General features: G+C 71.5%; 18 protein-coding genes. 14 read left to right on the top strand and 4 right to left on the bottom strand.

The features are described from left to right. Positions 1-89: 89 nt before the first annotated feature. Positions 90-1,256, bottom strand: a complete 1,167-nt coding sequence (gene glgA, locus JT723_RS17225) for a glycogen synthase (protein WP_205045525.1) — start codon at positions 1,254-1,256, stop codon at positions 90-92. Positions 1,257-1,674: 418 nt separating this feature from the next. On the opposite strand from glgA, the gene JT723_RS17230 reads away from it, so the two are divergent. The 3 genes from JT723_RS17230 (at position 1,675) to JT723_RS17240 (ending at position 4,426) form a co-directional block, all read left to right on the top strand. After that, positions 1,675-2,232: a GNAT family N-acetyltransferase gene (locus JT723_RS17230; protein WP_205045526.1), complete on the top strand. Its 558-nt coding sequence runs from the start codon at positions 1,675-1,677 to the stop codon at positions 2,230-2,232. A 307-nt stretch (positions 2,233-2,539) separates the two neighbouring features. Continuing rightward, a complete protein-coding gene (locus JT723_RS17235) occupies positions 2,540-3,523 on the top strand; it encodes an acetylxylan esterase (protein ID WP_205045527.1) in 984 nt (327 codons plus the stop codon). A gap of 57 nt (positions 3,524-3,580) precedes the next feature. Further along, on the top strand, positions 3,581-4,426 hold the full coding sequence (locus JT723_RS17240; protein WP_251513650.1) for a SigB/SigF/SigG family RNA polymerase sigma factor: 846 nt from the start codon (positions 3,581-3,583) through the stop codon (positions 4,424-4,426). A gap of 69 nt (positions 4,427-4,495) precedes the next feature. On the opposite strand, the gene JT723_RS17245 is transcribed toward JT723_RS17240, so the two are convergent. Further along, positions 4,496-5,998 (bottom strand): MFS transporter, encoded by a 1,503-nt coding sequence (locus JT723_RS17245; protein ID WP_205045529.1) that lies wholly within the window; start codon positions 5,996-5,998, stop codon positions 4,496-4,498. 160 nt (positions 5,999-6,158) lie between these two features. Here JT723_RS17245 and JT723_RS17250 point away from each other — a divergent pair, with 160 nt between their 5' ends. From JT723_RS17250 to JT723_RS17265, 4 genes are all read left to right on the top strand, one after another. Beyond that, positions 6,159-6,887 (top strand): YoaK family protein, encoded by a 729-nt coding sequence (locus tag JT723_RS17250; protein ID WP_251513648.1) that lies wholly within the window; start codon positions 6,159-6,161, stop codon positions 6,885-6,887. A 122-nt stretch (positions 6,888-7,009) separates the two neighbouring features. Further along, positions 7,010-7,345, top strand: coding sequence for a YciI family protein (locus tag JT723_RS17255; RefSeq protein ID WP_205045531.1), 336 nt, complete (start codon positions 7,010-7,012; stop codon positions 7,343-7,345). Between the two features lie 13 nt (positions 7,346-7,358). Beyond that, positions 7,359-8,609, top strand: a complete 1,251-nt coding sequence (locus tag JT723_RS17260; RefSeq protein WP_205045532.1) for an RNA polymerase sigma factor — start codon at positions 7,359-7,361, stop codon at positions 8,607-8,609. Between the two features lie 202 nt (positions 8,610-8,811). Further along, entirely contained in the window at positions 8,812-9,378 is a 567-nt protein-coding gene (locus JT723_RS17265; RefSeq protein WP_205045533.1) for a histidine phosphatase family protein, read from the top strand. A 601-nt stretch (positions 9,379-9,979) separates the two neighbouring features. Here JT723_RS17265 and JT723_RS17270 read toward each other — a convergent pair. Beyond that, positions 9,980-12,628 carry a glycoside hydrolase family 9 protein gene (locus JT723_RS17270; RefSeq protein ID WP_251513645.1) on the bottom strand — a complete coding sequence of 883 codons (2,649 nt, stop codon included), beginning with the start codon at positions 12,626-12,628 and terminating at the stop codon, positions 9,980-9,982. Between the two features lie 317 nt (positions 12,629-12,945). On the opposite strand from JT723_RS17270, the gene JT723_RS17275 reads away from it, so the two are divergent. The 6 genes from JT723_RS17275 to JT723_RS17300 all read left to right on the top strand — a co-directional run bounded on the left by JT723_RS17275 (position 12,946) and on the right by JT723_RS17300 (position 23,357). Then, positions 12,946-14,313: a glycoside hydrolase family 3 N-terminal domain-containing protein gene (locus JT723_RS17275; protein ID WP_251513642.1), complete on the top strand. Its 1,368-nt coding sequence runs from the start codon at positions 12,946-12,948 to the stop codon at positions 14,311-14,313. 433 nt (positions 14,314-14,746) lie between these two features. Further along, a complete protein-coding gene (locus tag JT723_RS17280; protein WP_205045634.1) occupies positions 14,747-15,985 on the top strand; it encodes an EfeM/EfeO family lipoprotein in 1,239 nt (412 codons plus the stop codon). Continuing rightward, positions 15,982-17,235 (top strand): iron uptake transporter deferrochelatase/peroxidase subunit, encoded by a 1,254-nt coding sequence (gene efeB, locus JT723_RS17285; protein WP_205045534.1) that lies wholly within the window; start codon positions 15,982-15,984, stop codon positions 17,233-17,235. The genes JT723_RS17280 and efeB overlap by 4 nt, the downstream gene beginning before the upstream one ends. Before the next feature lie 183 nt (positions 17,236-17,418). Next, positions 17,419-19,374: an alkaline phosphatase family protein gene (locus JT723_RS17290; protein WP_205045535.1), complete on the top strand. Its 1,956-nt coding sequence runs from the start codon at positions 17,419-17,421 to the stop codon at positions 19,372-19,374. A 221-nt stretch (positions 19,375-19,595) separates the two neighbouring features. After that, the gene (locus tag JT723_RS17295; protein ID WP_205045536.1) at positions 19,596-20,291 is read left to right on the top strand and encodes a maleylpyruvate isomerase family mycothiol-dependent enzyme; all 696 of its coding nucleotides are present in this window, start codon (positions 19,596-19,598) and stop codon (positions 20,289-20,291) included. A gap of 432 nt (positions 20,292-20,723) precedes the next feature. Next, positions 20,724-23,357 carry a discoidin domain-containing protein gene (locus JT723_RS17300; RefSeq protein ID WP_372441329.1) on the top strand — a complete coding sequence of 878 codons (2,634 nt, stop codon included), beginning with the start codon at positions 20,724-20,726 and terminating at the stop codon, positions 23,355-23,357. Positions 23,358-23,460: 103 nt separating this feature from the next. Here the strand turns inward: JT723_RS17300 and JT723_RS17305 are convergent, their stop codons facing one another. Beyond that, positions 23,461-24,225: a class I SAM-dependent methyltransferase gene (locus tag JT723_RS17305; RefSeq protein WP_205045537.1), complete on the bottom strand. Its 765-nt coding sequence runs from the start codon at positions 24,223-24,225 to the stop codon at positions 23,461-23,463. A gap of 190 nt (positions 24,226-24,415) precedes the next feature. Here JT723_RS17305 and JT723_RS17310 point away from each other — a divergent pair, with 190 nt between their 5' ends. Next, positions 24,416-24,838: a hypothetical protein gene (locus tag JT723_RS17310; protein WP_205045538.1), complete on the top strand. Its 423-nt coding sequence runs from the start codon at positions 24,416-24,418 to the stop codon at positions 24,836-24,838. Positions 24,839-24,877: the final 39 nt, after the last annotated feature.

Genomic DNA, 24,877 nt, shown 5'->3' on the forward strand with positions numbered 1-24,877 from the left:
CTTGGGTCGTGGTCCCGCCTGCCGCCCTGCCGCCCTGCGTGTTGCCGGTGCCGCCTGCCCTCTTCCTACCCAACTCACCGCCCGGCTTCCTACCCGGCGGCGAGCACCTTCTCGTAAAGCTCGACGGTACGGCGGGCGACGGTGTCCCAACCGAACTCCCGCACCGCCCGCTCGCGGCCCGCGGCGCCCAACGCGGCGGCCTGGGCGGGGTCGCGGACCAGCCGGTTGAGCGCCTCGGCGATCCCGGCCTCGAAGTCGGCGGTGCGCTGCTCGTCGTAGCGCACCAGCAGCCCCGTACTGCCGTCGGCGACGACCTCGGGGATGCCGCCGACCGCCGAGGCGACCACGGCGGTGCCGCAGGCCATCGCCTCCAGGTTGACGATGCCCAGCGGCTCGTAGACCGAGGGGCAGGCGAAGGCGGTGGCGTGGGTGAGCAGTTGGACGACGGCGGGGCGCGGCAGCATCGCCGGGATCCAGTGCACCCCGTCGCGGACCGCGCTCAGCTCGTCGAACAGCGCCCGGAACTCCCGGTCGAGCGCGGGGGTGTCGGGCGCGCCCGCGCACAGCACCAGCTGGGCCGCCGGGTCGAGGTCCCTGGCCGCCCGCAGCAGGTGCGGGACGCCCTTCTGCCGGGTGATGCGGCCGACGAAGAGCACATAGGGGCGGTCGGGGTCGACGCCGATCCTGCGCAGCACGTCGGTGCGCTCGTCGGCGCGGTAGGCGGCGGTGTCGATGCCGTTGCGTATGACGTGCACGTCGCCCGGGTCGAGCGCCGGGTAGCAGGACAGGATGTCGCGGCGCATCCCCTCGGAGACCGCGACGACCGCGTCGGCCGACTCCATCGCGGTGCGCTCGGCCCAGCTGGACAGGGCGTAGCCGCCGCCGAGCTGTTCGGCCTTCCAGGGCCGCAGCGGCTCCAGGGAGTGGGCGGTGAGGACGTGCGGGACGCCGTGCAGCAGCTTGCCGACGTGACCTGCCATGTTGGCGTACCAGGTGTGGGAGTGCAGCAGGTCGCAGCCCTGGACCGCGTTGGCCATCCCCAGGTCGACGGCGAAGGTGCGCAGCGCGTCGTTGGCGCCGTCGAGCGACGCGGGCGCCCGGTGCCTCGTGACACCGCCCTCGGGCGGCGCGTCACCCCAGGCGTGCACCTCGACGTCGATCAGCTCGCGCAACTCCCGTGCCAGGAACTCCACATGGACTCCGGCGCCGCCGTAGACGTCCGGCGGATACTCCCGAGTCAGCAGCCCGACCTTCACCGGTACTCTCCCGCCCTCGACAATCGTGTGCCCCTTCCCTTCCCCGATCGGGCGCGGGCCTACCGCACAGGGCGTACGGCGGGAGGTACTACGACAGGAACGGTTGGCATGGATTCCGGCCAGATCCGCCCCGGGAGCCTGCCGCCGCGACCTGCGGGCGCCACGGCGCGGCAGGTCCGCGCCCGGCACAACTGATGAGGTGTCAGCCCATGGATGCGACGGCTGGGATCCCGGGCGTGCACCGGCGGCGACGGGCGGTCGCGCACCGCAACCGGGAGCGGCGCGGACGCAAGCACAAGTCGGGTGCGCACAGCGGCAATACCGCGGATCCGGCCCGTTCGGGCGTTCGGCGGATTGACGATTTATGGACGGCTGCGAGGGCCGGAGCCCGGGCACACGTAGGAGAAGACAGACCGTGATGACCACCACCCCACCGACCGCACCCGTCCCGCTGCGCGCCGGAGCACGGTTGGCGTTGGCACTGGCGAGGGAAGAGATGATGCAGGAGTACCACCGGTGGGAGACCGATCCGGCGACCGTCGTCGGCTTCGGCGCCCGCTGGCCGGTATCCTGGGAGGTCTTCAGCGCGCGCTTCCGCTCCAGTCATACGTCGGACCACTACCAGCTCTTCGAGGTGATCACCGCACCGGGCGGCACCCCGGTGGGGACCACCGCACTCAGTGTCGACCAGTCCGTCAACAGCGCCGAGTTCACCCTGGTGATCGCCCCGGAGCAGCGCGGCCGGGGCTACGCGGCGGAAGCCACCGCGCTCACCCTGGAGTGGGCGTTCACGATCGCCTCGCTGGACTCGGTGTGGCTTGAGGTGCCCGCACCCCACACCCCCGCGGTCAACGCCTATCTCAAGGCCGGCCTGCGGCCTGCCGGGCGGTTGCGCAGTGCCGCCCTGTGGCACGGCGAGCGGGTCGACAAACTGCTGTTCGACTGCGTACCCGACGACCTCGCAGAGAAGAGGTGACCACCCATGTCCTGCCCCGACGTGAACTGCCGCAAGGGCGGCTGCACGACCGACCCGGGCCGAGGCCGGCCCGCCGGCGAAGGCGACACCAAGCGTTCACGCTGACCACCGGTCGCCGACCCGCGTTCTTCGCGAATCCGCACGACCCGGACGGCCGGGCGGCTCCCGCGCGCACCACGCGGGACCGTCCGGTCGGGCCGTTGCCGGAACCGGGGGCCTCAACCGGTTAAGCGGGGGCTTCTGCACAGGCACCACCAGGACGTACGGTGTCCCTGAACGACCGACGCCCAGCTGTGAAGGACTCCGCATGGCCCTCTTCGAACTGCCGCTCGACGAGCTGCGCGACCGTCGCAGCAGCTCGGTGGAGCCCGCGGACTTCGACCAGTTCTGGACCGACACCCTCGGCCAGGCCAGGCAGCACGACCTCGACGCCCGCTTCGAGCGGGTCACGACCGGCCTGACGACCCTGGACACCTACGACGTGACCTTCGCCGGCTTCGGCGGGCACCCCGTCAAGGGCTGGTTCACGGTGCCCGCGGGCACCACGGAACCGCTGCCGCTGGTGGTGGAGTTCATCGGCTACGGCGGCGGCCGGGGCCTGGCCCACACCCATCTGCTGTGGGCGTCGGCCGGCTACGCGCACTTCGTGATGGACACCCGCGGCCAGGGCAGCGGCTGGTCGGCGGGCGACACCGACGACCCGGTCGGCAGCAGCCCCGCCGTGCCCGGCTTCCTGACCCGCGGTATCGAGGACCCCTACGACTTCTACTACCGCCGGGTCTTCACCGACGCGGTGCGCGCGGTCGAGGCCGCCCGCTCGCACCCGCTGGCCGACGCCTCGCGCACGGTCGCGGTCGGCGGAAGCCAGGGCGGCGGCATCACGCTGGCGGTCGGCGGCCTGGTGCCCGACCTGGCCGCGGTCGCCCCCGACGTGCCCTTCCTGTGCGACTTCCCGCGGGCGGTCACCCTCACCGACTCGCACCCCTACCGCGAGGTCGGCATCTACCTGTCGGTCCACCGCGACCGCAAGGCGCGGGTGCTGGACACCCTCGCCTACTTCGACGGCGTGCACTTCGCGGCCCGCGGCCGGGCGCCCGCGCTGTTCTCCACCGCCCTGGAGGACGACGTCTGCCCGCCGTCCACGGTCTTCTCCGCCTTCAACGCCTATGCGGGACAGGACAAGCAGATCGAGGTCTACGACTTCAACGGCCACGAGGGCGGCGGCCCGCACCAGCAGGCGGCCCAGCTGCGGTGGCTGCCCGGCCGATTGAAAGGTAACGGGAAGGCATAGACCCGCGCCGGCGGGGAAGGCGGTACGCCACCAGTCGTACGAGTGCGAGGCGATGACGTGACCGCAAAGGTTGAGCAGGCTACCGGCGGACTGCCGTTGATCGACGATGCGACGGCCGTGGCGCCGCGGGACGCGAGGACGCTGTCGAAACTGTTCTTCGACCGCCTGCAGGAACTGGAGGAGGGCTCTGCAGCCTACAGTTACGCACGCAACACGCTGATCGAGATGAACCTGTCGCTGGTGCACTTCGCGGCCGGGCGCTACCGCAACCGGCCCGCCACCGACCACGAGGAGATCGTGCAGGTGGGCACCATCGGCCTGATCAAGGCGATCGACCGCTTCGACCTGTCCCGCGAGACGGAGTTCACCACCTTCGCGGTGCCCTACATCGTCGGGGAGATGAAGCGCTTCTTCCGTGACACCACCTGGGCGGTGCATGTGCCGCGGCGGCTGCAGGAGCTGCGGGTGGAGCTGAGCAAGGCCAAGGAGACGCTGTCGCTGGAGCTGGACCGCGACCCGACGGTCGCCGAACTGGCCGCGCACATGGACCTGTCGGAGGAGGAGGTCGTCGAGGGCCTGGTGGCCGCCAACGGCTACACCGCGGGTTCCATCGACACCCCGTACACCGACGCCGACAGCACCTCGGACGGCGAGGGCCGCACGCTGGGCGAGACGTTCGGCGAGTGCGACCCGGCCCTGGACCTCTTCGAGGACTTCCACACCCTGGCGCCGCTGATCGAGAAGCTGCCGGAGCGCGACCGCCTGCTGCTGCGGCTGCGGTTCGGCGAGGAGCTGACGCAGGCGCAGATCGGCGAGCGGCTGGGGTGTTCGCAGATGCATGTGTCGCGGCTGCTGAGCCGGGTCGTGGCCCGGCTGCGCTCGGGGCTGCTGACCCAGGACTGACAGTGCAGACACACGCCGTCCCCCGGCCCGCACGGGCCGGGGGACGGGCGCGTCCAGGAGCCGGAGCCGTCAAGCGCGGGTGGTGGCCGACACGGGCTCGTCGGGCGGCGCGGCCTGGGACAGCGGTGTGGCGATGTCTTCCAGCGACCTGCCCTCGGCCCTGACCGCGAGGAAGGCCGCGACCAGCCCGCCCGCGCACATCAGCGAGGCACCGATCACGAAGGCGGTCACGGTGTCGCCCACGACACCGGACTTGGTCAGGTCGGCGAAGACCAGCGGGCCGCTGATGCCGCCCGCGGCGGTGCCGACCGCGTAGAAGAAGGCGATGGCCATCGCCCTGGTCTCCATCGGGAAGATCTCCGAGACCGTCAGGTACGCGCTGCTGGCGCCGGCCGACGCGAAGAAGAGCACCGCGCACCAGCACGCGGTCATCGTCGTGGCGTCCAGCGAACCGCGGTCGAACAGCCAGGCGGTGCCGAACAGCAGCAGGCCGGAGAGCAGATACGTCGAGGAGATCATGATCCGCCGGCCCACGGTGTCGAAGAGCTTGCCGAGCAGCAGCGGGCCGAGGAAGTTGCCGGCCGCGATCACCGCGAAGTAGTAGCCGGTCTTGCCGGTCGACACGTCGAAGAAGGTGGTGAGGATGTTGCCGAAGCCGAAGGTGATGGCGTTGTAGAGGAAGGCCTGGCCGACGAAGAGCGCCAGGCTGAGCACCGCCCGCCGCGGGTAGCGGGTGAAGACCGTCCTCGCGATGATCCCGAAGCCGATGCCCGCCCGCTGGTGGATGGTGATCTTCGTCTTCGGCGGCGGGAGCGTGCGGTGCTTCTCCCGCTCGATCTCCTCCTCCACCGAGCCGACCAGCTCCTCCGCCTCGTCGCCGTGGCCGTGGATGAACTGCCATCGCGGGCTCTCCGGCACATGGCGGCGCACCAGCATGATCACCAGGCCGAGCACCACACCGAGGGCGAAGGTGAGCCGCCAACCGACGTTTTTGGGGAAGATGTTGGTGTTGAGCATCACGATCGACAGCAGCGAGCCGCCGATCGCGCCCAGCCAGTAGCTGCCGTTGATGATCAGGTCGACCCGGCCGCGGAAGCGGGAGGGGATCAGTTCGTCGATGGCGGAGTTGATGGCCGCGTACTCGCCGCCGATGCCGAAGCCGGTCAGGAAGCGGAAGGTGAAGAACCACCAGGGCTGGAAGGACAGCGCGGTCATCGCGGTGGCGCCCAGGTACACCGCCAGCGTGATCATGAAGAGCTTCTTGCGGCCGTGCCGGTCGGTCAGCCAGCCGAAGAACAGCGCGCCGGAGCAGGCGCCCGCCACGTAGAGCGCCGCGGCGATGCCGGTGATCTGCGCGGCCGTCACCGACAGGCCGCTGCCGTCCTCGGCGATCCGCCCGGCGATGTTGCCGACGGTCGTCACTTCCAGGCCGTCGAGGATCCACACCGTGCCGAGCCCGACGACGATCATCCAGTGCCACCGCGACCACGGCAGCCGGTCCAGCCGTGCGGGCACGTCCGTGGTGACGGTGTCACCGCCGCCCGCGGGAGTACCCGCGGCGGATCCGTCCATCAAGATCACCTCCGTCGTCGCAGTCTCACACCGGGCTGCACCTTCGCGCGGCTGCCACGCCCGGCCCGGCCGACGGGGCACGATGGTGCGTCGGACCCGCCCGCCGACCGGTACGTCTTGCCCGTACGCCCGCGAACACGCCTGGAGGAGGCCGACCGCCGTGCATCCCGTACTCCGCGAAGCCCGCGACACCCTGGTCCCCGACCCCGCGGGACCGCACGGTCCGCTGCCGCCGCTGCTGCTCGCCCTCACCCTGGTCACCGGCCTGGTCGACGCCTTCAGCTACCTCGTACTGGGCCACGTCTTCGTGGCGAACATGACCGGCAACGTCGTCTTCCTGGGCTTCTCGCTGGCCGGAGCCAGCGGCTTCTCGGTGACCGCGTCCGTGGTGTCGCTGGCCGCCTTCGCCGTCGGCGCCCTGCTCGGCGGGCGGCTCGCCCACACCATGCCAGGGCACCGCGGGCGGCTGCTGCTGGCGGTCACCGCCGCGCAGACCGCCCTGGTCACCGCCGCCTGGGCGCTGGCCGCGGCATCGGACCTGCCCGCGCACGGCGGTACGCGGTCGGCGCTGATCGTGCTGCTGGGCCTGGCCATGGGCGGGCAGAACGCGGTGGTACGGCGGCTGGCCGTACCCGACCTGACCACCACCGTGCTGACCATGACCATCACCGGGATGGCCTCCGACGGCCGCCTCGCGGGCGGCTCCGGCGCCAAGGTGGGCAGCAGGCTGCTGTCGGCCGCCGCGATGTTCCTCGGCGCCCTCGCCGGGGCCGCCCTGATCGGCCACGCCGGCCGCGAGCTGCCGCTGCCCGTGGCGGCCGCGGTGCTGGCCGCGGTCGCCGCCGCGCTGTTCGCACAGCGCCGCTCGACCAGGCGGTGGGCGGGCTGACAAGGCCGCGGACAGAAAAATCCGGGCGATCCCCGGCGGGGTGTACATCCGGGCGGATCCCGATCGTCGTAGGGATGAGACCGGGAATCCTCCCGGTGACGGAACGCACGAGGAGATGTGCCATGAAGTACCTGCTGCTGATCTGCAGTGAGACCGCCGAGGGTTTCCCCGGCGCCACAGCCGAGGACATGGACGCCGAGCCGTGGGTCGAGGAGATGACCCGCAGGCGGGTGCGCCTCGACGGCAACAGGACGCGACCCGCCGAGGACGCCACGACCGTACGGGTCAGGAACGGCGCCCAGCTGCTCACCGACGGGCCGTACGCCGAGACCAAGGAGCAGATGTGCGGCTTCGACATCATCGACTGCGCCGACCTCGACGAGGCCGTCGAGATCGCGGCCAAGCATCCGGTCGCGAAGTTCGGCATGGTCGAAGTACGGCCGTTCTGGACGGACTGAGGCGGAAGCGGACGTGCGTGACGCGGTGAAGGAGGCCGTCGCCACGGCCTGGTCCCAGGAGTGGGGCCGGGTCGTGGCGGCGGTGATCCGGCAGACCGGGGACTGGGACCTGGCGGAGGAGTGCGCGCAGGACGCCTTCGAGCGGGCGCTCGAACGCTGGCCGCGCGACGGGGTGCCGCGCCGCCCCGGCGCCTGGCTGACCACCACCGCGCGCAACCGTGCGCTCGACCGGCTGCGCCGGGCGGCCAACGAGAGCGTCAAGCTGCGCGAGGCCGCCCGGCTCACCCCGGACGCGCCGCACCCGGCCCCGCCCGACGAACTGCCCGACGACGCCCTCCCCGACGACCGGCTGCGGCTCATCTTCACCTGCTGCCACCCCGCGCTGCAGCTGCCCGCGCAGGTCGCCCTGACCCTGCGCACCCTGACCGGGCTCGGCACCGCCGAGATCGCCCGCGCCTTCCTGGTGCCCGAGGGCACGATGGCGCAGCGGCTCACCCGCGCCAAGAACAAGATCAAGAACGCCGGCATCCCCTTCCGGGTGCCGCCCCCCGAACTGCTGCCCGAGCGCACCGCGGCGGTGCTCGCGGTGCTCTACCTGCTCTTCAACGCCGGTTACGCACCAGGCGCCGCCGGTCTCGACCAGCGGCGCGTCACCGCGGAGGCTATCCGGCTCGCCCGGCTGCTCACGGCGCTGCTGCCCGGTGAGCCGGAGGCCGCGGGCCTGCTCGCCCTCATGCTGCTGCACGACGCGCGGCAGGCGGCCAGAACGGATGCGGACGGCGGGCTCGTGCCGCTCGACGAGCAGGACCGGTCCCGGTGGGACCGGCGCCGTATCGCCGAGGGCACGGCGGTGCTCGACGCCGCGCTCGCCGCCCGGCGGCCCGGCCCCTACCAGGTGCAGGCCGCCATCGCCGCGTGCCACGCGGAGGCGGAGGACGCGGCGGACACGGACTGGCCGCAGATCGCGCTCCTCTACGGGGAGCTGGCCCGGATGGCCCCCGGGCCGGTGGTCGAGCTGAACCGGGCCGTCGCCGTCGCCATGTCGGAAGGCCCCGCGGCCGGGCTCGCCCTGGTCGACGCCATTGCCTCCGGCGGTGAGCTGGCCCACTACCACCTGCTTCCGGCGACCCGCGCGGACCTTCTGCGGCGCCTGGGCCGCCACCGCGAGGCCGCGGCGGCCTACCGCCAGGCCATCGCCCTGGCCCCCACCACCTCCGAACGCACCTACCTCACCACCCGCCTCACCTCCCTGCCCAAGGGCTGACCCTGCCCCTTGCGCAGCCTTCCCCCGGACAGGGAACCCGGCGTGCCGTCCGGGGGGCGGGGGGTCATCGGCCTTGCCGCCAGGTCACCCGCTGCAAGTGCTGTGACCGGCAAAGTTGGCCGAGTCGGTGGTTGTGGCGGTTGGATGTCCGGTGACGCCCGATCCCGTCCTTCTGCAACCCCGCACCCCAGGGAGCTCTGGCATGGCAGTGGAGATCGTCTACGAAACCCACGCCACCACCACGGACAACGAGGCCGGCATCTCCACCGGCTGGCTTCCGGGCCACCTCTCGGAACAGGGCCGCCGCGAAGCCCGTGAACTCGGCGAACGCCGCCGCGGCCAGGACATCGCAGCCGTGTTCACCTCCGACCTGTACCGCTCCGTCGAGACCGCCCTGATCGCCTTTCCCGAGGGCCGACCGCCGATCCACCAGGACACCCGGCTGCGGGAGTGCAACTACGGCGAACTCAACGGCCTGCCATCCGAACTCGTCGCGGCCCGGCGCGCCCGACACATCGATGAGCCCTTTCCCGGCGGCCAGAGCTACCGACAGGTTCTGGCCGCCACCAACGACCTCCTCCAGGACCTGGCCCGGCACTGGAACGGCAGGCGAATCGTGGTGATCGCCCACACGGCCAACCAATGGGCACTGGACTGCCTGCTCACCGGAACCTCCCTCCACGGCCTGCTCACCTCCCCGTTCACCTGGCAGCCAGGCTGGTCCTACACGCTGCCCTCCGACTGGGGCAACCAGCCCGCCCGGCCTTGACGGTCGCAGCCCTGACGGTGACCCGCCCGGCATCGAGGACGGTCAGCTCGGGGGGGTGGTTGTAGGCATCCATGCTGGCCTTGTTGGTGGAGGCGTCCTGGAAGATCAGTTCCCAGTGGCCGGTGGCGCCGTGATCCGTGCATCGTGGGCGGGGTGCGGCGGCTGCTGGTGTGGTATCCGGCCGCGTGGGACCTGCGGGAGCTGGCGGACGTGGCCGAAGTGCTGGTCTCCGAGCTGGTCACCAATGCCGTGAGCATGCCCACGGACCGGGGGACGCCCTGGTCGAGACGCGATTCGAGCGCCCGCCGGGCGGGGATCTGCGCATCGAGGTGCACGACGCCAAGGCGGACAAGCCCGAGCTGCGTCCGTTGTCTGCCGATGCCGAGTCGGCGCCAGGGGGCACCTCTCAGGGGCGGGGAACTGCGTGCTCAATCACCCACGCACAGGAAGGTGCAAGCTCACAGCAAGTGGCAACCGCCCAGGAGGCGCTGGGGGTGCCCCCAGGCGAAGCTCTGGGGGCGGAACTGTGCGACAAGCCCACCGCCCGGGGAAGGGCGACCGCCCCAGCGCGAGGGGCAGTCGCCAAGGGAACCCGGAGGGGCTATGTGCAGGTCGTGCCGTTCAACGCGAAGCCCGTGGGCGCCGCGTTGCTCGCCGAGTACGTGGCCGTGAAGGCCGGGTCGATCGTGCCGGACGGGGGGAGGGAGGGCGAGTAGGAGGGGTTGGTCACCGTGACCTTCTGCCCGGACTGGGCGAACGTGCCGTTCCAGCCGTTGCCGATCTTCTGGTCGCCGCCGAAGGTGAAGGTCAGCGTCCAGCCGTTGAGGGCGGTGGACCCGGTGTTGGTGACCAGGACGTCCGCCTGGAAGCCGCCCGACCAGGAGTTGGTCACCTTGTAGACGGCGGTGCAGGACGCACCGGTCGGCGGCGGTGTCGTCGTACCGGTGGTGGTCACGGTGACCGCGGGGGACGCCGCGGAGAGGTTCCCCGCGGTGTCGGCGGCCTTCACCGTGAAGGTGTACGCCGTTCCGGCCGTCAGCCCGGTGACGGTCAGACTCGTCGTGGTCGTCGTGCCGACCAGCGTGGAGCCGGCGTAGACCTGGTAGCGGGCCAGCGGCAGGGTGCCGGGTGTGGCGGCCGGCCAGGTGAGGGTGACCGAGGTGCCGGTGACGGCGGACGCGGTGGGCGTGCCGGGAGCGCCCGGCGGGGTGGCGGGCGGGTCGGTGGTGCCGGAGCCGCTGGGCGCGTTGCCCCAGACGGCGGTGGAGCCGTCGTAGAGCACCATGTCGTTCACGGTGACGGGCGTGGAGCCGGGCACCGTGGAGACGCCCTGGTAGGACCAGTCGCCGGCGGGGTTGTGCGCCCCGGGGAAGGCGAGCCGGAACTGCACCTCGCGGTGGAAGGCGGACTGCCCGGCGGGCGCGATGTCCTGGCCCTCGCAACTGATGGTGACGTAGTAGATGCTGCCGGAGAACTGCGTGGGACCGCTGGGCGCCAGGCACTGGTTGTACGCCGAGGTCACGGTGACCTGCGAGGGGCTGGTGCCCGCGTCGAGGGTGAAGTAGTAGCGGAAGCTGCCGTGCGTGAGGTGGCGGGCCGGCCAGCCGGACTTGTTGACCACCTGCGCCTTGATCTCGTAGAAGTTCGTGCCCGCCGCGTTGACCGCGGCCTGCAGGAACTCCTCGGGGCCGTCGGGGGTTTCCTTGGGCGGGAAGTTCGCCAGCGGGGTGCCGCCGTATTCGTCGGCGAGTGCGGCGAGCGCGCTGGAGAAGCCGGCGTTGTAGTCCAGCGCCCCTTCGGTCTCACCGTAGTTGGACCGCTCGTCGGAGAAGCCGTCGTCCGCGGAGCCGGGGCCGCCGACCAGCAGGCCGTAGTCGAGGTGCCGGGTCGCGGTGGGCTCGGTCATCGACTGCGACCAGGACCCGTGCGCGGCCCTGCTGTGCGGGTTCTGCGGCCACTTGGTGTTCTTGCCGGAGTTGGTGAAGCCGATCTCGTAGCTCTCCTTGGCCGGGTTGTCGCCGAGGGCGTAGTCGATCTGCCGCACACCGAAGTCGTGGTAGGTCTGCGCCTTGCTGGCGTCCTTGCCCTGCGCGGTCAGCCAGTCGGAGAACTGCAGTGCCGCGTATGCGGTGTTGGAGGAGTAGCGCAGCGAGCCCCAGGTGTCGAGGAAGGCCTCGCCGCCGGGCGAGTAGGTGACCTTCTGCCCGTTGACCCCGGTCGTCCACCAGTCGAGCCAGCGCTCGGCGTCGTCGACGTACGTCTGCTTGCCGGTGAGTTCGGCGAGCAGCACATAGTCGCCGTAGGACTTGTCGTCCCAGGCCAGCGTCCAGTTGTACTCGGGCGTGGTGGTCTGGTTCATCTTGGGCAGCTGGGCGTAGTACGTCTCGGCCTTGGACAGGTACGTGCCGTCGCCGGTGGCGCGGTAGAGCCACAGGGCGCCCCACACCAGCTCGTCCCAGTAGCCGCTCCAGGAGTTGTAGTAGCCCTGGGCCGCGGTGATGCACTTGTCGTAGGTGCCGCGGTAGGTGTCGGCGAAGGTGTAGAGCTGCTTGGCGTTGGTCAGCAGGGTGGCCGCGTAGGACGGGTCGCTCGACTTGAAGACCATGGAGGAGGACGCGAGGGCCGCGGCGGCCTCGCCGGCGAGGTCGGAGCCGGGGCAGGAGGCGTCGATCTTGAAGGACGGCCGCGGTGAGGGGTTGACCTCGGGCGGTCCCCAGAACGAGTGGTCGCTGCCGCCGTCACCCACCTGGCCGTAGAGCACGTTGGCCGACGGGTGCGCCTTGAGCAGCCAGTCGTCGCCCCAGCGCAGGTTGCGCAGCAGATACGTGTTCTGCCCGCTCTTGCTGTAGCCGGACGCCTCGTCGATGCCGCCCCAGCCGAGCATCGTCATCGAGAAGGCCATCGGGAAGCCGAACTTCACCTCGTCGCCGGCGTCGTGGTAGCCGCCGGTCAGGTCGATGCCGGCGTCGGCGCCGTCGGTGAGGTCGGAGTCGCCGCGCCAGGTCACCCGGTTGTCGGCGGGGAGTTTGCCGGAGCGCTGGGACTCGTAGAAGAGCATCGAGTCCTGCAGGGCCTCGGCGTAGTTGTAGCTGCCGGCCGCGGCGGGGGCGGCGGCCGGGGTGGCGGCGCGGGCCGCGGGGGCGCCCGCGGTGGCCGCCATCGCCAGCGGCAGCAGGGCGGCGACGGCGGTCACGGCTGCGGCCCGGACGCGGCGCATGGCGCGTACGGGCGGTTGTCCTGATATGGGCACGCGTCCTCCTGGGAGCGCGATGGTTGTGGTGGGGGGAGCACACCCGCGGGCGGGCGGGCGGCCGGCAGCCGCCGTCCGCCCGCTCATCCGTGGGAGCGCTCCCACATGCTCGCCCCGGGTCTTGCACACCGTCAAGCACCGTGCGTACGGCAGCTGCGGAGATGCGCGACAGGGCCGTCAGGGGGCATCCTGATCCACTCACGAGGGTTTCTTTTCTTCACATGAGATGACTGACGTCTCGAGTGGCAGGAAGAAGGGGAGACGCGACCGCCGTCTCCGGCCCTTGCCGGACGACCGATGAGGTGTGAGGTCCCACCGTGCGCAAGCCGACACGTTCCCCCGCTGACCCGCGACAGCGCCGCGCGCCGATCCGCGCGGCATCGCACGGCGGTCTGCCCGCCGGGGTCCGCGGGGCAGCTCTCGTCCTCGGCCTGCTGGCCACCGCGACCGCGGGCCTGACCGCGTGCGGCAACGGCGGCTCGAACTCCTCGGAGAACACCGCCTCGGCGACCGCCCCCGGCTCCTCGCCCACGACCACCACCGGCACCCCCAGCCCCACCGCCACGTCGGCTTCCCCCACGGCCACGCACACCACGGCCGTACCGCCGCCCCCCAACACCGGCACCGCCAAACCCGCCGGCTGCATCAGCCGGGCGATCTCCGGCATGAGCCAGTCGCAGCAGGTCGGCCAGCTGTTCATGAGCGCGGTGAGCACCTCGGGCATGACCGGCGCGCAGGCCGCAGCGATCACCGGCGGCCGGGTCGGCTCGGTCTTCCTGATGGGCCACTCGAGTGCCGGCACCGCGGCCGTCAAACGGGTCACCGACCAGGTCAAGAAGCTGGCGCCGTCGGTGAAGGGCGTCACCGTCAAGATGATCATCTCCACCGACCAGGAGGGCGGCGAGGTCCAGGTGCTCAGCGGCCCGGGCTTCAGCAGCATCCCGACCGCCGTACAGCAGGGCAAGCTCTCACCGAGCACGCTCCAGAAGGACGCCAAGACCTGGGGGCAGCAGTTGAAGGCCGCCGGGGTGACGATGAACCTGGCGCCCGTCGCCGACACCGTGCCGCCCAACCTGGTCAACGTCAACGCGCCCATCGGCAAGCTCCAGCGCGAGTACGGCACGGACCCTGCCGCGGTCGCCACCCACAGCACCGCCTTCCTCAAGGGCATGCTCCAGGCCGGCGTCATCACCAGCGCCAAGCACTTCCCCGGGCTCGGCCGGGTGACCGGCAACACCGACTTCAGCGCCGGAGTCACCGACGCGACCACCGCGGCCAACGACCCCTACCTGCAGCCCTTCCGCAGCGCGGTCAAGGCGGGTACGCCCTTCGTGATGGTGTCCTCGGCGATCTACTCCAAGATCGACCCGAACACGCAGGCGGCCTTCTCCTCGGCGGTCATGCGCAACCTGCTGCGCGGGTCGCTGGGCTTCAAGGGCGCGATCATCTCCGACGACCTCGGAGCGGCCGTGGCGGTCAGCGACCACACGCCCGCCCAGCGGGCGGTCGACTTCCTCAAGGCCGGCGGCAATGTCGTCCTCACGGTCAAGCCGAGCGACATCGTCCCCATGACGTCAGCCGTACTCAGCCGTATGCCTACGGACTCCGCGCTGCGGAGCGCGGTGTCCGACAGTGTTCGGCGGGTGCTGACCGCCAAACAGAACGCAGGCCTCCTGACCTGCTGACCCCACCCCGGGTACGCCCACGCAGTTCCCCGCGCCCCCTTTCGCGTGATTGCCCCTTGCGGCGGGCCTACACCTTCCGGTGAGTGGTGGGCTGGGCGCGCCCCGCGCCCCTGATGGTTGCCCTCTCCCGCAGAGGCGGCGCCCTCGCCTGCAAGGGTGAGCGTTTTTAGGGGCGCGGGGAACTGCGCGACAAGCCACCACGCAGGCGCGGGCACGGGATGTACGGGGAGGGGCGCGGCCTGGGGCCGGTGGGGATCGCGGGGTTGAAAACCCCGGAAAGGGTGCCCTTAGGTGGCTGGTCGGTGAACTGCCGCGGAATTGTGGATTCCCGCGCATCGGCGACCGCATGGCTGCGCCATGCGGTGCTTAGCATGAGCCGCACCGATCCACCGCACCGAACTGGAGGTCCGGCGTGTCCGCCGCACCTGACGGCATAGTTCCGCCACACCCCCCCGAGCCCGCGCGGCCGAACCGCTTCCGGCGGTGGCAGGCCGCCGCCGCGGTCGTCGTGGTCGCCGCCGCGGTGACCGCGACCGTGCTGGCCGCCGGCGCCGGTGGCGGCTCGTCGTCGCCCGACGCGAAGGCGACCGCGCCGGCCGACGGCCTGCGGCACACCGTGATCGAGGTGTCGACCGGCACCTGCGGCCGGGGCTGGATCCGGCCGCAGGCCGGTACGCAGGTCTTCGACCTGCACAACACGTCGAGCACGGCTTCCGAGGTCGATCTCACCGACCCGCGGACCGGGCTGATCTACGGCGAGGTGGAGGGTCTGGCGCCGGGGACGACCCGGGCGATGACCGTGGACCTGGGCAGCGGCAGCTACGCGTTCAAGTGCCTGGAGAACGACGCCGACGCGGTGACCGGGCCGACCGTGGTGGTGGCGGGGAAGCAGCCGCAGGGGCCGGCCGCGGCGCCGGTCAACCAGCACGACCTGATCCCGCCGACGCTGGCGTACCAGAAGTGGGTGGGGCAGCGGATCGACGAACTCGCGGCCGGCACGGGGAAGCTGAAGGCGGACATCGACGGCGGCGACCTGGCCGCGGCCCGCCGCGACTGGCTGCCCGCACATCTGGTCTACGAGCGGATGGGCGCGGCCTACGACACCTTCGGCGACGCGGACGCGGCCATCAACGGGACGGTGGCCCGTACTCCCGGCGCGACCGCCGACAAGGACTTCGCCGGCTTCCACCGGATCGAGTACGGGCTGTGGCACGGCGAGTCCGCGGCCTCGCTGCGGGCGCCGGCCGCCGCCTTGGACGGCGCGGTGCGCACCCTGCAGAAGGAGTGGCCGCAAGCGCGGATGGACCCGGCGGCGATGGGCCTGCGGGCGCACGAGATCGTCGAGAACGCCGAGCAGTTCGAGCTGACGGCCCGCACCGACTACGGCAGCGGGACGAACCTGGCGACGGCGCGGGCCAACCTGGACGGGACCCGGGCGATCCTCGGCCGGCTGCGCGGCCTGCTGGAGCCGCGCGACACCGGGCTGGCGAAGCTGGACGCGGCGCTGGACCGTACGCAGGCCGCGCTCGACGCGCAGCACCACGGCGCCGCTTGGACGCCGGTGGACAAGCTCACCCACGCCCAGCGGCAGCAGATCAACGCCGACTTCGGCGATCTGCTCGAACAGCTCGCCCCGGTGGCGGCGATCTTCGAAGTACGGAGGACGGCATGACCGACACCCGCAACGGCGGCGACCTGCACCGGCGGGGTTTCCTGCGGGGTGCGGCGCTGGGCGTGGGGGCGGTCGGCGCGGTCGCCGGCGGCGCCACCGCACTGGCCGGCTCGGCCGCCTCGGCCGCCGCCCCGACCGCGGCCCCCGCCAGGCGCAGGGCGGGCTTCCACGGGGTGCACCAGGCGGGCATCGTGGAGGGCGTCCAGCTGTCCACCGCCTTCCTGTCCTTCGACGTCACGGCGGCCGACCGGCGGGAGCTCACCGACCTGCTGCACACCGTCACCGAGCGGGCGCGCTTCCTCACCTCTGGCGGTACACCGGCGGCGCTGGGCATCACCGACTCGCCGTCGGACAGCGGCACTCTGGGTCCGCAGGTGCCCGGCGACGGGCTGACGGTGACCGCGGGGGTGGGCGCGTCGCTGTTCGACGGGCGGTTCGGGCTCGCGGACCGCAAGCCGCTGCGGCTGTCGCAGATGCCGGCGTTCGAGGACGACGACCTCGACGAGGCCTGGTGCCACGGAGACCTGAGCCTGCAGCTGAGCGCACCGCACGCGGACACCGTGCTGCACGCGCTGCGTGACATCGCCCGCAACACCAGGGGCGGTATGCAGGTGCGCTGGCGGATGGACGGCTTCACCAGTCCGCCGCGCCCGAGCGGCACCCCGCGCAACCACCTGGGCTTCAAGGACGGCACCGCCAACCCGGACGTCGCCGACCCCGCGGTCGCCGACCGCCTGGTGTGGGTGGGCGCGGGGGCGGAGCCGGCCTGGACGGCGGGCGGCTCCTACCAGGTGGTGCGGCTGATCAGGATGCTGGTCGAGTTCTGGGACCGGGTCTCGATCACCGAGCAGGAGCGGATGTTCGGCCGCAGCCGGGACACCGGCGCGCCGCTGGACGGCTCGCACGAGTTCGACGCGCCGAAGTTCGCCGAGGACCCGACGGGCGACATCATCCCGCTGGACAGCCACATACGGCTGGCCAACCCGCGGACCGCCAAGACCGACGACTCCCGTCTGCTGCGCCGGGGTTACAACTACGACCGGGGCATGGACAGCAACGGCAACCTCGACATGGGCCTGGTCTTCGTCTGCTACCAGCAGGACCTGGAGCGGCAGTTCGCGGCGGTGCAGCAGCGGCTGGCGGGTGAACCGCTGGTGGACTACATCTCACCGTTCGGTGGCGGTTACTTCTACGCCCTGCCGGGGGTGCGCGACCGCTCCGACTGGCTGGGGCGGACGATGCTGGCCTGAGGCCGTCACCCTGAGTGCAAAGAGCAGGTCAAGACTTGTCCTGGATTTACTGACCCGCTGTTCACCCGGGCGCCACCACCGGGCCGTTGTCATGTCGCGGACCGCCCGGACGATCGCGTTCGACAACGTGCACGAATCCACAGCGGCACGCGTAAAGCGCCACTTAGCGGAGGCTGAGAGAGCATGAGCACCACAGGCGGTACGAGCAGGAGAAGAGGGGCGGGCTCGCGCAGGCGCGCGGCGCGCCTGGGGGCGTTCGCCGGGGCTGCGGCACTCGTACTGGCGGGCGGCGCGGCCCCCGCCTACGCCGACTCGAACAACCACGGCGGTGGCAGCGGCAAGACCGCCACGCCGATCAAGCACCTGGTCGTGATCTTCGACGAGAACATCTCGTTCGACCACTACTTCGGCAGCTACCCGGTCGCGGCCAACACCGACGGCACGAAGTTCACGGCGGCCAAGAACACGCCGAAGGACATCGACACCCTCAGCCACGCGGGCCTGCTGACCAAGAACCCGAACCAGTACCTGCCCAAGCGGCTCGGCCCGGACAAGGCCGTGACCTGCGACCAGAACCACAACTACGGCGCCGAGCAGTACGCCGCCAACGGCGGCAAGGCCGACCTGTACGTGCAGAACACCGAGACCAGCACCTGCTCGGGCGGCCTGTTCGGCGAGCCCGGCCTGGTGATGGACTACTACGACGGCAACACCGTCACGGGTCTGTGGAACTACGCCCAGCACTACTCGCTCGGCGACAACTCGTACAGCACCACGTACGGCCCCTCCACCCCCGGCGCGCTCAACCTGGTCTCCGGCCAGACGCACGGTGTGATCTCGGTCGACCCCAAGTCGGGCACCGAGAACCCCAAGCAGACCGCGACGCCCGACCCGTACACGGTCCTCTCCCCGGACGCCAAGGGTGTCGGCACGGTCATCAACGACCCCGACCCGGCCTACGACGACTGCTCGAACAACAGCCGCGCCAGCAGCAACGCGCTGGCCGCGATGCAGGGCAGGAACATCGGCGACCTGCTCAACAAGCAGGGCGTGACGTGGGGCTGGTTCCAGGGCGGCTTCCGCCCCTCCACCCCCTGGGACGGCAAGTCGGGTGACTACGCCAGCTGCGCCGGCAGCACCCACGCCAACGTGGGCGGCGCCTCCTCGGTGGACTACAGCCCGCACCACTCGCCGTTCCAGTACTACAAGTCGACGTCGAACCCGCACCACCTGGCGCCGAGGAACACCGCCGAGATCGGCCACAACGGCCAGGCGAACCACAACTACGACCTGACCGACTTCGACGCGGCGCTCAAGGCGGGCAACCTGCCGGCCGTCAGCTTCCTGAAGGCGGCCGAGTTCCAGGACGGCCACGGCGCCTACTCGGACCCGATCGACGAGCAGAACTTCCTGATCAAGGAGATCAACCAGCTCCAGCAGTCGCCGGAGTGGAAGGACACCGCGGTCGTCATCTCCTACGACGACTCCGACGGCTGGTACGACCATGCCTACGCCAAGCCGCAGAACGGCTCGAAGAACACGACGGTCGCGTCCAACGGCAAGACCGTCGACAGCCCGGCCTGCCAGGCCGGTCCGGCGTCGGCCGGCGGCTACGCCGACCGCTGCGGCCCGGGCACCCGGCAGCCGCTGCTGGTGATCTCGCCCTACAGCAAGGTCAACTCGGTGGACCACACCCGCACCGAGCAGACCTCGATCACCAAGTTCATCGAGGACAACTGGAACACCGGCCGGATCGGTGACGCGGCCTTCGACAGCCGCGCCAACTCCCTCTACGGCGCCTTCGACTTCAAGCACCCGAACAACAAGCAGGTGCTGCTCAACGCCGACGGCTCGGTGAAGTCGGTCAAGCCGATCAGCACTCACGGCAACGGCGGCGGCAACGGCAACGGCGGCTCGAACGCCAACGGCGGCGGCAACGGCAACGGGAACGGCGGGGCCGACGGCGGCAACGGCAACGGCGGTTCGGGCAACAACGCCTCCACCCAGACCCTGGCCGAGACCGGCGGCTCCTCGCCGGTCATGCCGCTGGGCATCACGGCCGGCGTCCTGCTGGTCGGCGGCGGCGCGCTCTACTACGCCCGCAGGCACCGCCGCCAGACGGCGACGCCCGCTGTCTGACGCCACCCGGCGCGGCGCGGCACCTCCGCACGACGCACGACCGGCACCCTGACGCCGGTCACCGAGGCCGCCCCGGCACCCGCCGGGGCGGCCTCCGCGCTGCCGCCCGCGTGCCTCGCGCCCGTGCCCTTGCGTGACCGGCGCCCGCGGGCCGTACGCCGTACGCCATACGGCCGCGTCGCAGCCGCCCGTCGCGACACGCCGGGTTTATGGTCGGCTGCATGGAAACCGCCGGATATCTTCCCGCGCTGCGCCGCGAGAGCGACGCCTTCCGCGGCGCGCTGCTCGGCGACCTGACAGCGCGGGTCGAGCACTGCGGCAGCTGGACGCTGTACGACCTGGCGGGCCATCTGGGCGCCGGCCACCACCGGGCGGTCACCGCGGTCACCGCCCGCCACCCCGGGCACCGCTCCCCCGCGGCGCCGCGCGAGGCGGCCGCGCTGCTGCGCTGGTTCGACCGGCGCACCGCGGCGCTGCTGGACGTGCTGGACACCGATCCCGCCGCGCCCGCCTGGACCTTCCACCCGCCGCACACGGTGGGCTTCTGGCAGCGGCGGCGCTGCCTGGAGACCCTGGTGCACCGCTGGGACGCCCAGCACGCGCTGGGGGTCCTTCCCGGGCCGCTGGAGCCGGAGCTGGCGGCCGACGGCATCGCCGAGGTCTTCGACACCTTCGCGCCCCGGCAGATCGCGGTCGGCAGGGCCTGCGCGCCGGCCTGCGCGGTGCGCTTCGAGGCGACCGACACCGGCAGCTCGTGGACGTACGGCCCCGGCACACCGGCAGCCGCGGTCACCGGCACCGCGGGTGACCTGCTGCTGATGCTCTGGGGCCGGCTGCCGGCCGGCGACGGCGGCCTGGAGTGGAAGGGCGACCGGGACGCGGCGCGCACGGCACTGCGCGGGCCGCTGGTGGCCTGAGCCGGGCAGGCAGAACGGGAGGCACCGCTTCCACGTTCACGAACTGAAGGCAGCTCACGACCCGGCCCGCGGCGGCCACTTGCCCGACCGAGGTGCGGCAAGAGTGACGGCCGGGGCGTCCGCCGAACACCCTCCGCGATACGTGCTGGTCACCGCGTCAAGTTCAAGCTCTGTCGCAAGTTACATGGTATTTGCCGGAGTTGTGGATGCTTCCCCCTTTCGCCGCCTCGGCTTTGTGCACAACTCTTGACATGGATGAAACACAGGGAGAAACATCGCCGTGTGCGTCGGGAGAGCGCTCTCATTTCTACCCGGTTTCCACCGGAAGAGCGCCCGCCGGGACGTGAACTGCCCTGTTTTCCCCGTCCGGCCGCACGTGGTCCGGACACGCACCCCACTGCTCCCCCACCTGTGGAACCAGGAGAGTTGCCCATGCTCGCTCCCCCCACCGGTACGGCCGCACTGAGAACCTCGGTGTTGTCGAACCGGCGCAAGACGGCCGCGGCGGTCATCACGGCGCTGATCGCCTCGCTGCTGCTCTTCGTGCCCATGCGCTCCGCGCATGCCGCCGACACCCTGCTGTCGCAGGGCAAGACCGTCACCGCCTCCTCGACCGAGAACGCCGGCACCCCGGCGTCCGCGGCGGTGGACGGCAACACCGGCACCCGCTGGTCCAGCGCGGCGGCCGACCCGCAGTGGCTGCAGGTCGACCTCGGCGCCACGGACACGATCTCGTCCGTCACCCTCAACTGGGAGACGGCGTACGGCAAGGCCTTCAAGATCCAGACCTCGGCGGACGGCTCCACCTGGACCGACGTCTACTCCACCACGACCGGCACCGGCGGCGTGCAGACGGTTTCCGTAAACGGTTCCGGGCGCTTTGTCCGGATGTACGGGACCGCCCGCGGCACCCAGTACGGCTACTCGCTGTGGGAGTTCCAGGTCTACGGCTCCACGGGCGGCGGCACCCCGCCGGCCGCGGGCACCCTGCTGTCGCAGGGCAAGACCGCCACCGCCTCCTCGACCGAGAACGCCGGCACCCCGGCGTCCGCGGCCGTCGACGGCAACACCGGCACCCGCTGGTCCAGCGCGGCCGCCGACCCGCAGTGGCTGCAGGTCGACCTCGGCGCCACGGACACCATCAGCTCGGTGGCGCTGAACTGGGAGACCGCGTACGGCAAGGCCTTCAAGATCCAGACCTCGACCGACGGGTCGACCTGGACCGACATCTACTCCACCACGACCGGCACCGGCGGCAACCAGACGCTGACCGTCTCCGGCTCCGGCCGCTACGTCCGGATGTACGGGACCACCCGCGCGACCGGCTACGGCTACTCGCTGTGGGAGTTCCAGGTGTTCGGCACCGCGGGCGACGGCGGCGGCCCGACCACCCCGCCCACCACCGACCCGGGCGGCCCGATCCAGGGCGGCGGCGACCTCGGCCCCAACGTCAAGGTGTTCGACCCCTCCACCCCCGACATCCAGGGGCAGCTGGACCAGATCTTCCAGCAGCAGGAGAGCAACCAGTTCGGCGACGCCCGCTACCAGGTGTTCTTCAAGCCGGGCACCTACAACGGGCTCAACGACCAGGTCGGCTTCTACACCTCGGTCTCGGGCCTGGGCAGGAACCCCGACGACGTCCAGATCAACGGTGACATCACCGTGGACGCCGGCTGGTTCAACGGCAACGCCACGCAGAACTTCTGGCGCTCGGTGGAGAACCTGGCCATCAAGCCGGTCAGCGGCGACGACCGCTGGGCGGTCGCGCAGGCGGCCCCCTTCCGCCGCATCCACGTCGAGGGCGGCCTGAACCTGGCGCCCAACGGCTACGGCTGGGCCTCCGGCGGCTACATCGCCGACAGCAAGATCGACGGCACCGTCGGCCCGTACTCGCAGCAGCAGTGGTACACGCGGGACAGCTCGATCCAGGGCTGGACCAACGGCGTGTGGAACATGGTGTTCTCGGGTGTCCAGGGCGCTCCGGCGCAGGGCTTCCCGAACCCGGTCTACACGACGCTGAACACCACGCCGGAGTCGCGCGAGAAGCCGTACATGTACCTGGACAGCAGCGGCAACTACGCGGTGTTCGTGCCGAACCTGCGCACCAACGCCAGTGGTGTGTCCTGGCCCAACACCCCGGGCACGTCCATCCCGCTGAGCCAGTTCTACGTGGCGAAGCCGGGCGTGAGCGCGGCGACCATCAACGCGGCGCTGGCCCAGGGCCTCAACCTGGTCTTCACCCCCGGCATCTACCACGTGGACGAGCCGATCAACGTGACCCGCGCCAACACCGTGGTGCTGGGCCTGGGTTACGCCACGATCGTGCCGGACAACGGCGTCGACGCGATGAAGGTCTCGGACGTCGACGGCGTCCGGCTGGCCGGCTTCCTGATCGACGCGGGTGCGGGCAACTCCCCGCAGCTGCTGCAGGTGGGCGCCCAGGGTTCGACCGCGAGCCACGCGGCCAACCCGACCACCGTCCAGGACGTCTTCGCCCGTGTCGGCGGTGCACGTGCCGCGCAGGCGCAGACCGCGTTCGAGATCAACAGCAACGACGTGATCATCGACCACACCTGGATCTGGCGGGCCGACCACGGCAGCGCACCGACCGGCTGGACGGTCAACCCGGCCGACATCGGCCTGAAGGTCAACGGCAACAACGTGCTGGCCACCGGCCTGTTCGTGGAGCACTTCAAGAAGTACGACGTGGAGTGGCACGGCCAGGGCGGCAGGACGATCTTCTTCCAGAACGAGAAGGCCTACGACGCCCCGAACCAGGCGGCGGTGCAGAACGGCAGCATCCGGGGCTACGCCGCGTACAAGGTGGACGACAACGTCACCACCCACGAGGGCTGGGGCCTGGGCAGCTACTGCAACTACACCGCGGACCCGTCGATCATCCAGGACCACGGGTTCGAGGCGCCGACCACGGCGGGGGTCAAGTTCCACGACCTCCTGGTGGTCTCGCTCGGCGGCATGGGCCAATACGCCCATGTCATCAACAACACCGGTCCGGGGACGTCCGGCACCGGCACGACGCCCTCGACGGTGACGTCGTACCCGTAACCGGCGGGCCGGGCCACTGACGGCCGACGGGACACGGTGACCCGGGGGGCCGCCGTCCTGCGACAGGACGGCGGCCCTTTGCGTGCGCTCAGGCCGTGTGCGCTCAGGCCGCGGGCTTGCGGGCCTCGACCAGCATGCGGGCCGAGCGGGTGGTGAACGGCCCCTCGGCGGTGATGCGTTCGTGCATCGCGCGCAGCCGGTCCCGGTAGGCCTCCACGGTGAAACCGGGCACCATCCAGATCACCTTGCGCAGGTAGTAGACGACCGCGCCGATGTCGCGGAATTCCATGTGCAGGGTCTCGGAGCGCAGTTGGACGATGTCGAGCCCGGCCGCCCGCATCCCGTCCCTGGCCCGGTCCGGGTGGCGCGCGCCGCCCAGGGCGCCGGGCTGCGGGCCGAGGAAGAACTCGACAAGCTCCAGCGCGCTCCCCGGGCCGACCTGCTGGGAGAAGTACGTGCCGCCGGGCCGCAGCACCCGGGCGATCTCGTCCCACCACACCGTCACCGGGTGCCGGCTGACCACCAGGTCGAAGGCCGCCTCGGCGAAGGGCAGCGGCGGCTCGTCCGCGTCGGCGACGACGACGGCGCCGCGCGGGTGCAGCAAGGCGGTGGCCTTGGCCAGGTTCGGCGGCCACGACTCGGTCGCGGCCATCAGCGGCGGCAGCCGCGGCACACCGGCGAGCACCTCGCCGCCGCCGGTCTGGATGTCCAGTGCCGCGGTGGCGGACGCCAGCCGCTCCCCCATCGCCCGCTGGTAGCCCCAGGAGGGGCGCTCTTCGACCGCCCGGCCGTCGAGCCAGGAGAAGTCCCAGCCGTCCACGGACACCGCGTCGGCCTCGGCCACCAGGTCGTCGAATGAGCGCGTCATGATCACATCATGGTCGCGGCCCGGCGGCGGGGGCCAGCGGATTTCCGCGCGGGCCGCGGCGCCGGACGTGCGTGCGCGGGGCACTCCGCGGGGTCATTCCCCGGCGGGAATTGTCCGGTGCGTGCCGTCGCAGCACAGTCGTCAGTGCGCCGAGGTCCGGCGCAGGACGACTTCCCGCGAGGTGGCACCCATGGCCGACATCGATCTCGACGCTTTCGCGCACCGCTACATCGAGGTGTGGAACGAACCGGACGCGGACACGCGCCGCAAGGCCGTGGAGGAGCTGTGGACCGAGGACGCGCTCCAGGTGCTCCAGGCGCCCGAGGCGATGCGGGAGGCGGCGCAGAAGGTGGGCATGCGCAACGTGGTACTGGAGGCACGCGGCCATGACGCACTGGAATTCCGGGTGCGCACGGCCTACGAGGAGTTCGTCGCCCCCGGCGCCGCCGACTTCCGGGTCCGCGGGGACGTGCAGCGGCTGCACGACATCGTCAGGTTCAGCTGGGTGTGGATGCCGCTGGCCGGCGACGAGCCGCAGGGCGGCGGGCTGCAGGTGCTGGCCCTCGCCCCCGACGGGCGGATCGCCACCGACTACCAGTTCATCGGCCTGTGAGGTGGCCGAGGTGACCGGCGGCCCACCTGCCGGCCGCCC

This window comes from Actinacidiphila bryophytorum (assembly GCF_016916835.1).
GTDB lineage: Bacteria > Actinomycetota > Actinomycetes > Streptomycetales > Streptomycetaceae > Actinacidiphila > Actinacidiphila bryophytorum.